The sequence below is a fragment of the Bradyrhizobium sp. AS23.2 genome (assembly GCF_001908185.1).
Taxonomy (GTDB): Bacteria; Pseudomonadota; Alphaproteobacteria; order Rhizobiales; family Xanthobacteraceae; genus Bradyrhizobium.
Genome location: NZ_LGHM01000002.1, coordinates 1 through 10,571, shown reverse-complemented (window position 1 = coordinate 10,571; position 10,571 = coordinate 1). Strand labels below are relative to the sequence as shown.

Sequence of the window (10,571 nt, the reverse complement as noted above, 5' to 3'; positions counted from 1 at the left end):
TTCTTGAAGAAATCATTGAGCTTGACGTATTGGCCATTCTCCGCCGCGCCGCCAATCCATTGTGAATCGCCGATGATGAGATCGCACAACGACCCGTGCGAATTGAGTTCGTTCAGGAAACGATCGGCATAATTGGTCCAGGGCACGAATTCGAACTTCATGCCGATGCCAGTCTTGGCGGTGAAGTCCTTGGAAAGTTCGACCAGCGCGTTGGCCGGATCCCAGGCGGCCCAGCACAGCGTGATGGTTTTGCCCTGCGCCTGTGCGGGCGTGGTCCCCGCTCCGACGCCGAACGCGGAGACAACAGCCCCGCATGCAACAACAAGCGTCTTCAATGTCGGTTTCATTTCGCGTTCCCTCCGGGTGACCGGCCATCGACATGGCACGGCTTTCCTACCCGCTCGAATGCTTCGAGCAGAGCGACACAGTCCGTGACGAGCTGAGCAACTAAACTGACGTTTCCTCGCGCCACCCGGATTCTATAGGCCCGGCAGGCTCGATTTGTTTAGTGAACCACGTTTTACTAAACGTTGCAAGCGAAGTTGGCTGGTTCTTCCGCACAGCCGGAACGCCGGTCCTCACCGCGATCGGTGGCATGTTATCGAAACGCTCGCGCGCCGCGATGATGAGCCCGCCAATGCCGGACCGGGAAATAGTCGGCAGATCGTCCCGAGCCCAGGCCTAGATCAGCGCGAAATGCAGGCCAGTCACGAGCGACGGCAGCGCTCGGCGACGTCCTTGACCTTGACGCCGGCCTTGCGGCCCGCGGACTCTGCCGTATTCAGAACTTCGAGGCGCGCGGCGACGTCGACACCGTAATCGGCGACGGCCTTCGCGATCGGCTTCTTCCTGGCCTTCATGATGTTGGGCAGCAGCGCATTGATCATTCGAAAGGCACGGGTGGGGCGGCCTGCAGCGCAAGAGAGAATGTCGCGCCGCCTCCCGGCTCGTTCGTGGCCAGGAGCTCGCCGCCGTGCTCGCGCACGATGCCGTAGCTGATCCAGAGGCCGAGCCCCGTGCATTCGGTGCCGCGCATCGCATCGTTGGCATGTTCGGGCACGTCGCCATAGGCGAGCACGAATTTCATCCAAGGACTGAAAGACACGTTTCCATCGAGAGACAAGACTTGTTTCCATCTCGTCGCATCGTGTAATGCGCCCAGCGCTGCGATATTTTTTTCACAGCCTGGACTTGCAAGCGACCGCGAAGACATCATGTCGCGACAGAGCATGTTGTCCGCCATCATCACCGGCGCACGCATCTTCCGCGACTCGCGACCCGACTGAACCTAGAACGTCCCTGCCACGGTCATGCGAAACGTCAGCGGCTCGACCGGATGCAGCACGTAATCCATCACGCCGTTCTGGCAGACCGCCGCCGGCGCGGTGCCTGCGGTGCAGAGATTGTAGAGCCTGTCGGTCTTGAGCAGCGAACCATAGGCGTAAGTGATCTGGTTTGCCTGGGTATTGACGAGATTGAGCACGTCGAGCTGGAGGCGCCAGCCATTGTCGATGCGATAGCCGAGGCGGCCGTTGAAGATACCGGTCGCAGCTGAGCGGAACGCATTGTCCTCCGTCAGCGGGCTCGACGCCAGATAGCGCCAGCGCAAGGCGCCGAACCAGCCGGTCCTCTCGCCGAGCGTGACGCCAGCCGAGGCCACCATCGCCGGCGCGTTCGGAATGTAGTTGCCGGGCGCGTTGCCGATCTGCGCTTCGGGATAGCCGGCGAGCGAGGCGTAGACCTCCGCCTGCTCGCTGTCATAGCCACGAAAGCGCGCAGGCGTCATCGCAAGATCGGCGTCGATTTCGATCCAGGATCGCGGGCGGTAGTGGTTGGTCCATTCGAAACCGTAGCGGCGGCCAGCGCGGGCCGCCGAGGTATCGCCGGCATCGCCGGAGAACAGGATCTCGGAATCCTGATCGAGGATGAAGACGCTGAGCGATGTATCGAGCCCGGGAACGATCCTGCTGCGGACGCCGACCTCGGCGCCCCTGGTGCGCACCAGCAGCGGCGACGGCGTGAGCCGTGTCGCGGGATCACTCGGATCTTCGGTGGTTGTCGCCCCGCGGGCGTCGTTCGAATGCATGCCATAGCCGGCGCCGAGGAAGAATTCGGTCTGGTTGAACGGACCGACCACCATCCGGAATTTCGGGCTGGCGAGCGCGGCATCCGCGCGGCCGGAATTGCTGGCATTGAACAGGGAGGTAACGTCGGCGGCGTAGTAGTCGCCGCGCAAGCCAATCGTAGTCCTGAGCCAATCGGTCCAGCGCACCGTGTTCTCGGCATAGAGGCCGACGCTGGCCTCGCCGACCTTGTCGCTGCGGACATCGGCGAGGAAGCCGCGCTGGAAGGTGCCCGTGAGCGCCAGATCGATCACGTCGTAGCGCGATTGCAGGCCGAAGGTGGTCTGCATCGGCAGCCCTGCGAACGAGCCATTCAGCGTGCGAAAAATATTGGCGCCCGCCATCAGGCGATCATCGTGCTGGTGGAACTGGTCGCCGAGCACGGGATCACTGAGGAAATAGGTGAAGTTGTTGAAGAGATCGAGCTGGCTCTTCACAACGTAGGCATTGGCTTTCCACGAGCCGAGATCATCGCTCTGAGCGACGCGGCCCGAAAGCGCAAAGCGATTGGTGCTGCCGCCGTCGCTTGGATCTTCCGAGCCAAACCGGTCGAGCAGGCCGCTCGTGATCGCGCGCTGTGGCACCTGGTCGGTCGAATTCCACTTGTTGGCATACGCCATCCCGGTGACGGACACGCCGTCGGTCGCGGTGCCCTGGCTGTAGCGCACGAGGCCGTTGAGTTTCTTCACATTGTCAGGATTGTCCCACGGGCCGTTGTAAGTGCCGATCTCGCCGACCATGAGCAGCGAACCGTCACCGACTTTCGCTGAGTCCATGCCGAGCAGGCGGCGATAGCCAAAGCTGCCGGCGGTCACCTGCGCGAGGCCCTTGGTGCGGTCGATCAGGCCGATATGCACGCTGCCGACCGAGGCGAAATCGCCTTCGTCGGCGAAGTACGGCCCCTTGCGCACGTCCATCATGGCGACGGTTTCCGGGATCAGCCAGTTGAGATCGGCATAGCCCTGGCCGTGCGCGTGGGTGCGCATGTTGACGGGGACATCGTCGACGGTGATGGCGAGATCAGTGCCGTGATCGAGATTGTAGCCTCGCAGAAAATACTGGTTGGCTTTGCCCTCGCCGGAATGCTGCGTCACGATCAGGCCCGGCACGGCTTCGAGCGCCTCGCCCGGTCGTGCGAAGGGACGCGCATTGAGCTCTTCGCCGGAGACGGTGATCTCGCTGGCCATGCCCGGCGGGCCCTTTGGGCCGGAGGCCACGCTGCGTGAATCCGGTGCGGGAAATGCTGCCGGCTGTGCCAGATTACGGCTGCCCGCCGGGACGGCCCGGCTCGTCCTTCGTGGCACGGGCGGCTTCTTGTGGCGCTGCGCTTCGCCGCCGGTGACCTGGACCGGCGGCAGCTCACGCGAGGTACCGGCGTCCTGCGCGAACGCATCGCCTCGGTCGACGAGCAGCACGCAGGCTGACAGCGCGGTCAAAGCGCCCCGGCACCGGCCGCCTTCAGGCTGCTTCGGTGGCATTCGCGCCTCGAAGCACATCGCGCGCGTGCGGCGAGCCGCCGGCAAACATGCGGCGGTAGAGCACGACAGAGACCAGCCAGGCGATCGCGAACAGCGCGATCACGACGAAGCCGACATTGGCGAGCGACTCGTTGAGGCCGTCGACCAGCGCCCACACACCGCCGGACAGGCCGAGCCGGTCGGCGATCAGCCCGAGCGCCTCGATGCCGCCGATCAACAGCGCCACCGCGACGGAGGCCCCGGTGATGGTGAGGTTGTACCAGAGCTTTCGCAAGGGATCGACGAAGGCCCAGCGATAGGCGCTCACCATCAGCGCGGAGTCGGCGGTGTCGATCAGCGCCATGCCGGAGGCGAAGAGCGCGGGAAACACCAGCACATGCGCAAGCGACACGCCGCGCGCGGCTTCGCTGGCGGAAATGCTGAGCAGCCCGATCTCGGTGGCCGTGTCGAAGCCGAGGCCGAACAGCAGCCCGAGCGGATACATATGCCAGGGCTTTGTCACCAGGCGGAACATGGGGCCGAGCAGCCGCGCCAGAAATCCGCGATTGGCGAGCAGCGCTTCGAGGCCTTCAGCGTCGTGGACGCCCTGCTCGCGCGCCATGCGAAACGTCCGCCACAGGCCGGCGAAGATCGCGAGATTGATGGCCGCGATCACGAGCAGGAACAGCGCCGACACCGAGGTGCCGATCAGGCCGCCAATCTCCTTCAGCAAGCTGTCACCGCCAAAGTTGACGACGCCGAGCGCAAGCAACATCGTCGCGACCACGACGACGGTGGAATGGCCGAGCGCAAAGTAGAGACCGACACTTCGCGGCGCACCGCCCATATTCATCAGCTTGCGCACGACGTTGTCGATCGCGGCAATATGGTCGGCATCGACGGCATGGCGGAGGCCGAACACCCAGGCCAGCAGCGCCGTCGCCATGGCTGTCGGCCGGTCGCCGAACAGCGCGAAAGCCCAGGTCCACGCGGCGACATTGGCGGTAATCAGCCCACCGAACAGCAGCACCACCCCGGGCTCGACCGCCCGCAAAGACCACTTCGCCGCTTGCCTCATCCACCAGTCCTTACAGTATGATGTTTATCAAAAACTATCATACCGCAAAGAGCAAGAGCCGGGCCACTCTTTAACTTGACGACTGAAAGCCTACATCGATGGCCACCAAATCGTTGCTCTGGCGACAGAATCTGCGCCTGGCGCATCGCGACGCTGAGGCAGGATGCGGAGCGACTATTGGCAAGCTACTCTCCATTTTGGCTACGAAGTTGACGGGTCCCCACACGACGATCACGGACACATCTGCCGCACGGAGACTTTGGCGCGTGGCGTTTTCAAGAACGCGCCTTTGCACTCCAATCGGCCAACCGGTGAACCTCGTTCTTGCTGCGAGCAAAGCAGCGTCGTCGCGACCAAGTCGTTGCCTCGCCGGTCGACGCTCCCTGGGCCATCGGAAGAAACCCCGAGTGGAGACAGGGGGAATACCCCCCGAGGAGTTGGGTTTGGCTAATGCCGCCTTGAAGATGCGTAGCGCGGATTGAGCCCACAACTAGCATTCGTGCCGGAAGCTGCGGCGAGACACTGCCGACGTGTCGCGAATTGGCAATTGCCGGGAAAACCCCATCTGCGGCTTTGCAGGCAATATCGATCCGCAGGAGCGGCTTGGACGTGACTTGCGAAGATCAATGTGGCAAGGCTTGCAAGCAGTGCCAACGCCTGGACGCTGAGACGCATTTTAAGCTCCATTGCCTGAACGCGCGACCGCAACACTCAACATCGACGCTCCGTCGCACAATTGAGTTCCGCTTTGGCCAACGAACGCGCCGCGTGGCGAAGCCACGTAAGGGCCGAAAGCTATATACACATCACAACAGGCCATCGGCCGATGAGGAAATGGTACCACGCGATCCGAGCGGACAATACAGGTGAAGTCCCTGAGCTCGTTAGAAACAATCAGGACAACGTCCTTCGCAAGACGGGAAACCTGACTACGAAGCCGTTCGGAAAGAGTTGCAATCGCCGCGAGAAGGATCGTTCTCGGAACAGCGCCGCCTGGTTTTCTACCCAGCCCCTGTCCCAGCCCGTATCTGACCGCCTGATCTAGCGTCTGATCTACGGTCGCCTAATCCTGGCATGGCTTATTCAGGAAAACCGGCTATCATCGTTTATGATCGAGATAGATACGGCTGGCTCCGCTGGGCTACCCAATCGTCTTACGCGTCGGAAGCGCATTGCGAAGCCGCCCACGGTCGTGTTGCGAGATGCCCGGAAATGGCAGAGCGGCAGGCTGTTCCGGTACCGCCACGACACGCCGAGCCAAATGGGAGCGGGATCAAAGCGTGACGGCAAGCAAGAATTCAGCTGAACAGGCGCTGGTACCTGGCTCGCTCTTCCTTAAGCAGCCGGCGCTCCAGCTCATCTATGACACTGCGCCGATCGGACTCGCGTTCCTATCGCCGGATTGCCGCTATCTACAAATCAACCAGCACCTGACGGAGATCTGTGGCATCTCGGTAGAAGGTCATCCGGGCCGCACCGTCCGTGAATGTGTGCCGGCCCTCGCCAATTCCGTCGAGGCGATCGTACATTCAATCATGACGACAGGCGAACCGGTGACAGGCGTCGAAGTGGCCGGTCAGCGCCCCAACGAGAACGAGCATCGGGCATGGATCACCTATTGGCATCCCTTGCGCAACGCGCGCGGCGCCATCGTCGGCGTCAACGTCGCGGCCGAAGAGATTACCGAGCGCAAACAGGCCGAAGCGACGCTTCGCGAGAGCGAGCAACAATTCCACTCGCTGTCTGATTCCATCCCGCAACTGGTCTGGATGGCCGACCATGCCGGCCGAATATTCTGGTTCAATCGACGATGGTACGAGTACACGGGTGAAGCGCGGACTGAGGGCGCCATGCACGACTGGCTGCCTCTGCTCGACCCAACACTACTACCGCAGGTGCGCCAGGAGTGGGCAGAGGCCTTGCGTGACGGTACGCCGCTAGAGCTTGAACTTCGGCTCCGCAGCCACGCCGGCGCCTATCACCCATTTCTGACCCGCGCCATCCCGCTCCGCGATGTTTGGTCGACCGTCTATCGCTGGATCGGCACCCATATAGACATCAGTGAGCAGAAGCGGCGCGAGGAGCATATCCGCTTCATCATCGCCGAGTTGTCGCATCGCACCAAGAACCTGCTCGCCGTCGTGATGGCCGTCGCCAGGCAAACCGCGCAGTATGCTAGCGACGTGAATCAGTACCAGGAACGCTTCATAGGTCGCCTTCAGGCGCTCGCCTTTTGCCATGACTTGCTTGCCAAGGACCGGTGGCAGGGCGCTTCGTTCCATGACCTGGTCATGTCACAGAAGCGCGCCGGCAATTGTGTACGTACGTGTATCCTGCAGCGAACATCCCGAACGGGGCAGAAAATGCCACCTGGCCCGTCAGGTAGCTGCCCCGATGCAGATGGTCTCGGCTAAACGTACCCAGTAGCGTATTCCGTGCGGCAAAGCCGTGTCGTTGAAGTCATAGTGCGGGCTGTGCAGATTACGTCCACCAGCATCGGGCCCGTTGCCGATCCAGATGTAGGCCCCCGGCTTTTGCTCCAACATGAAGGCGAAATCCTCCGCTCCCATACTTGGCGGACGATCGGTGACAACGCGATCGCCGCCGACGGCGAGCGCGGCTGCCCGCCGAGCCGTCCCGGCTTCGGCAACTGAATTGATCGTCGCGGGATAACGGCGCTGATAGACAAACCGACAGCTCGCATCAAGCGCCGCGCAGATCTTGTCCGCCCGCTGCGCCATCTTGGCTTCGAGGAGGTCGCGTACCTGCGGATCGAACGAGCGCACTGTCCCGCGCAACACCAGCTTATCCGGAATAACGTTCCAGGTGTCGCCGGCATGGATCTGGGTGACGCTGATGACCGCAGCATCGGTCGGGCTGACGGAACGGCTGACAATGGTCTGCCATGCGATCTGCAATTGCGCGGCGATGGTGATCGGATCGACACCTTGATGCGGCATGGCGCCGTGGCTGCCTTTGCCTTCGATGGTCGCCTCGAAGGTATCGAACGCCGCCATGACCGGCCCGGCGTGCACGGCGAGATGGCCGCAGGGGAGCCCCGGCCAATTATGCGCCCCGTAAACCGCGTCAACCGGAAAGCGCGAGAACAGCCCCTGCTCGACCATGACGCGGGCGCCGCCCTCATTCTCCTCTGCTGGCTGGAAGATGAAGACAAAAGTGCCCTCTTTCGGCCTGGCCTCTGCCAGCACGCGCGCCGCTCCGAGCAGCATCGCGGTGTGGCCATCATGACCACAGGCATGCATGCGGCCGGAATGCCTCGACGCGTAGGGCAATCCAATTGCTTCCTCGATCGGGAGCGCGTCAATGTCGGCGCGCATGCCGATTGAAGGTCCATTGCCGCAGCGCAAGACCCCGACCACCCCTGTGCCGGCACGGCCGGTATGCACCTCCAGCCCGAATGAAGTCAGCCGCTCGGCGATGAAGGCGGCCGTGCGTTTTTCCTCGAAAGCGAGTTCGGGATGGGCATGAAGGTCATGCCGCCATTCCACCACGTCAGGAAGAATGCTGTCGATGCGCCTGTCGAGATCGCCCATGCTCGAACCTCTCAGCCCTGCGCGTTGCGCGCCATGAACGATTGCGGCGAGCCTTCGTCGGGATTGACGAAGATGATATCCATTGGGTCGCGCCGTGGCGTGTCAACCGACAGGAAGACCACCGGATGCTCAAACAATTTGGGCATGGCGTGCACCGTGTTGCGGGCGAAGAACAGGAGCTGCCCGGGTTTGAACTCCGCCTCGGTGGCGGGATCCTCCATCCAGAAGGTGCCGCGGCCGGAGAAGACGTAGAGATACTCGTCGCAGGTCGCATGATAGTGCGGCGGTGTCGGACGATAGACACGAAACACCCGCGCGCTCGCCTCGGTCCGGTAGGTCAGATATTGGTCGACGAGCAGGGCCTTGGCCGTGTCGGGAAAGCTTGCTGCGATCGTCGCGACATCGAAGCGCCCATTCTCGGTGAGCCCCTCGGGGACCTGCGGTACGGCCGTCGACTCCTGCCTTGCATTCGTCATCAATTCGGATCCCTGTTGTTGGCCGGCTCGTGCCGTTGGACGTTCAGTCGTAGACCTTGATGAGCGCTTGAGTGCCGTCGCGAAGGCCTCCGCGCTCGGCGAGCGCGGTGTATTGGCCGAGTGCGGTCGTCAGGCCCTTCAACTGAAGCTGGGCAGCGCCGGCCTCTTCGCTGGCGATCCGCAGATCCCTGATCAGATGTTCGACGAAAAAGCCCGCAGCAAAATCCCGGTTCACCATCTTTGGGCCGAGCATATTGAGCAGGAAGCTGCCCGCCGCGCCGGTACCGATCGAGGCCAGTACCGCATGTGCATCGAGCCCAACACGGCCGGCATACACAGCTTGCCCTGTCAGGTGATGGTCACCACTACGTCACGCTCGACAGGGTGATCGAGACCATGCGGCAGACTGGCGCCGACATGCAAAGCAAATACAAGGAAACGTCGCTTGGCGGACTGGCTGTCAACGTGACCTTGTGTTGAGAGGGGGTCCTTTACGGCCCGCCGTCTCAGCGGCGACCACTTCGGTACGCGCGTCGACAAGGGCGATTACGTTCAGAAGCGCGCTCCCATCAGCGCGGCCACGATCGGCGGATCGTATATCGTTGGCGGATTAATTCCGCTCATTCCCTACATGTTGGCGCATAATATCACGACGGCGCTGCAAATTTCCGTTGCGGCGACGGGCTTCGCGCTACTCTGCTTCGGCGCGGTCAAGGGCCATTTCACCGGCGTCAATAAGTTCAAGTCCGCGCTGCAGACGCTTCTGGTCGGCGAGCTCGCCGCAGGTGCGGCCTATTGGCTCGCCCATTTGTTCGGTTAGCCCGTTGGTTGCCGCTTTGCGCCCGCAAGCCGACACTTGGGGTGGTTGAAGTTTGGCCCAAAACCGACGTCACCCGCTGCGCTGTCTACCTGCTGCTGTACGCTGGTGGCAGTCGCACGACCGCACCTGACTGGGCTTCTAACGTCGTCCGGCTTCAGACTCTTGTTCCATTTGCAGGATGCGCGCTCGTAGCGCGTCGAAGGTTTCTTCAGCTGCCTCGCTAAACAGCGGATCCTCATGATTGGTTGAGGCCAACGCGATCTCGGCCCAATCCACGGGTTTTAGAGCCGTGAGGGCGGCAGGAAAGAAATAACGCTCTTCCATCGTGATGTGACGCCGCTCGTTCTCTATGAAATCGCGAACGATGGTGTCGACATTTTGCCGAAGCATCTCGCGATCCGCAAGAACGCTATCGATCGCCTGAGCAACGCGACGCAAACGCTGGGTCCCTTTTTGGTGCTCGAGCGTCAGGTTGCCGACCTTTGCCGCCGCAGCTGGATCCCGAAGCTCTAGCTTGGCAAAGACCAATTCTTCTTGGGGATGATGGTACATCTCGGGATAGAGTTCGAAGTAGCTGATAATCGCGCGAATGACCTCATAGTCAGGGTGGCCCCCGCGATCGAAAATCTCCAGCTCGCGTTCAAGTACGGCGAGCAGCGTCTCAATATTGCGGTGTTCTCGGGATAGACGCTCAATGATCATTGCAGCCTCCAATGAACCACTGAATGATAAAGCTTATCCTGAAAGCGATCCCTGCTTCTTGCGCTAGATCAAGCGAGGACCGGCTCGGCGGGTCGTCGGGGCTGACATACTGCCCTTTTTGAAACTCGACCTTGCCGTGGACCGCGGCGAGAACGAATGCAGCCTGGCGGCACACGAGGTCTCGACGTCTACACCGTGAGTTCGCCTTCTCGTTGATGACGCGGCGGAAGATCCGGGCACAGCACGAGCTTTCCCTCTAGGGTCTGTACTCAATAAGGATTCCCAGGACTAAGGGATTGTGATTCAAGCTTTCCAGCACATGGAGGCTTGGATGGCAAAGCAGGCTTACTGGCTGAGCGAT

Annotated in this window: 9 protein-coding genes and 4 pseudogenes; 3 read left to right on the top strand and 10 right to left on the bottom strand. The window is 61.8% G+C overall.

Features of this window, described 5'->3' with window-relative positions:
- The 6 genes and pseudogenes from AC630_RS00195 to AC630_RS00170 all read right to left on the bottom strand — a co-directional run.
- Nucleotides 1-245 (bottom strand): annotated as a pseudogene (locus AC630_RS00195) (extracellular solute-binding protein); the annotation flags it as partial.
- Between the two features lie 462 nt (nt 246-707).
- A pseudogene (locus AC630_RS00190) lies at nt 708-878 on the bottom strand (electron transfer flavoprotein subunit beta/FixA family protein); the annotation flags it as partial.
- A gap of 5 nt (nt 879-883) precedes the next feature.
- Nucleotides 884-1,087 (bottom strand): ATP-binding protein, encoded by a 204-nt coding sequence (locus AC630_RS47960; protein ID WP_074116505.1) that lies wholly within the window; start codon nt 1,085-1,087, stop codon nt 884-886.
- A 201-nt stretch (nt 1,088-1,288) separates the two neighbouring features.
- Nucleotides 1,289-3,601, bottom strand: coding sequence for a TonB-dependent receptor (locus AC630_RS00180; protein ID WP_074116507.1), 2,313 nt, complete (start codon nt 3,599-3,601; stop codon nt 1,289-1,291).
- Nucleotides 3,582-4,658, bottom strand: coding sequence for a HoxN/HupN/NixA family nickel/cobalt transporter (locus AC630_RS00175; RefSeq protein ID WP_074116504.1), 1,077 nt, complete (start codon nt 4,656-4,658; stop codon nt 3,582-3,584). The genes AC630_RS00180 and AC630_RS00175 overlap by 20 nt, the downstream gene beginning before the upstream one ends.
- 447 nt (nt 4,659-5,105) lie before the next feature.
- The gene (locus AC630_RS00170; protein ID WP_074116506.1) at nt 5,106-5,333 is read right to left on the bottom strand and encodes a DUF3551 domain-containing protein; all 228 of its coding nucleotides are present in this window, start codon (nt 5,331-5,333) and stop codon (nt 5,106-5,108) included.
- 605 nt (nt 5,334-5,938) lie between these two features.
- Between AC630_RS00170 and AC630_RS42705 the strand changes: the two genes are divergently transcribed.
- Nucleotides 5,939-7,072: a PAS domain-containing protein gene (locus tag AC630_RS42705; protein ID WP_245330201.1), complete on the top strand. Its 1,134-nt coding sequence runs from the start codon at nt 5,939-5,941 to the stop codon at nt 7,070-7,072.
- On the opposite strand, the gene AC630_RS00150 is transcribed toward AC630_RS42705, so the two are convergent.
- Genes AC630_RS00150 through AC630_RS00140 form a run of 3 tightly spaced genes read right to left on the bottom strand, consistent with a single transcriptional unit; the run spans nt 7,037 to nt 9,025 of the window.
- Nucleotides 7,037-8,212, bottom strand: coding sequence for a M20 aminoacylase family protein (locus AC630_RS00150; protein WP_074116503.1), 1,176 nt, complete (start codon nt 8,210-8,212; stop codon nt 7,037-7,039). The two genes, AC630_RS42705 and AC630_RS00150, sit on opposite strands and share 36 nt — an antisense overlap.
- Before the next feature lie 11 nt (nt 8,213-8,223).
- The gene (locus tag AC630_RS00145) at nt 8,224-8,688 is read right to left on the bottom strand and encodes a cupin domain-containing protein (protein WP_074116502.1); all 465 of its coding nucleotides are present in this window, start codon (nt 8,686-8,688) and stop codon (nt 8,224-8,226) included.
- 43 nt (nt 8,689-8,731) lie between these two features.
- On the bottom strand, nt 8,732-9,025 hold the full coding sequence (locus AC630_RS00140) for an NAD-binding protein (protein WP_074116501.1): 294 nt from the start codon (nt 9,023-9,025) through the stop codon (nt 8,732-8,734).
- Between the two features lie 2 nt (nt 9,026-9,027).
- Between AC630_RS00140 and AC630_RS00135 the strand changes: the two are divergent.
- Together AC630_RS00135 and AC630_RS00130 are read left to right on the top strand one after the other, a co-directional pair.
- Nucleotides 9,028-9,168 (top strand): annotated as a pseudogene (locus AC630_RS00135) (L-serine ammonia-lyase, iron-sulfur-dependent, subunit alpha); the annotation flags it as partial.
- Between the two features lie 76 nt (nt 9,169-9,244).
- Nucleotides 9,245-9,508 (top strand): annotated as a pseudogene (locus AC630_RS00130) (VIT1/CCC1 transporter family protein); the annotation flags it as partial.
- 138 nt (nt 9,509-9,646) lie between these two features.
- Here the strand turns inward: AC630_RS00130 and AC630_RS00125 are convergent.
- The gene (locus AC630_RS00125) at nt 9,647-10,210 is read right to left on the bottom strand and encodes a hemerythrin domain-containing protein (RefSeq protein ID WP_074116500.1); all 564 of its coding nucleotides are present in this window, start codon (nt 10,208-10,210) and stop codon (nt 9,647-9,649) included.
- Nucleotides 10,211-10,571 lie beyond the last annotated feature (361 nt).

Coding starts and splice junctions, on each gene's coding strand:
- AC630_RS47960 (WP_074116505.1), bottom strand. CDS start 1,087: ATGAAATTCGTGCTCGCCTATGGCGACGTGCCCGAACATGCCAACGAT.
- AC630_RS00180 (WP_074116507.1), bottom strand. CDS start 3,601: ATGCCACCGAAGCAGCCTGAAGGCGGCCGGTGCCGGGGCGCTTTGACC.
- AC630_RS00175 (WP_074116504.1), bottom strand. CDS start 4,658: ATGAGGCAAGCGGCGAAGTGGTCTTTGCGGGCGGTCGAGCCCGGGGTG.
- AC630_RS00170 (WP_074116506.1), bottom strand. CDS start 5,333: ATGCGTCTCAGCGTCCAGGCGTTGGCACTGCTTGCAAGCCTTGCCACA.
- AC630_RS00150 (WP_074116503.1), bottom strand. CDS start 8,212: ATGGGCGATCTCGACAGGCGCATCGACAGCATTCTTCCTGACGTGGTG.
- AC630_RS00145 (WP_074116502.1), bottom strand. CDS start 8,688: ATGACGAATGCAAGGCAGGAGTCGACGGCCGTACCGCAGGTCCCCGAG.
- AC630_RS00125 (WP_074116500.1), bottom strand. CDS start 10,210: ATGATCATTGAGCGTCTATCCCGAGAACACCGCAATATTGAGACGCTG.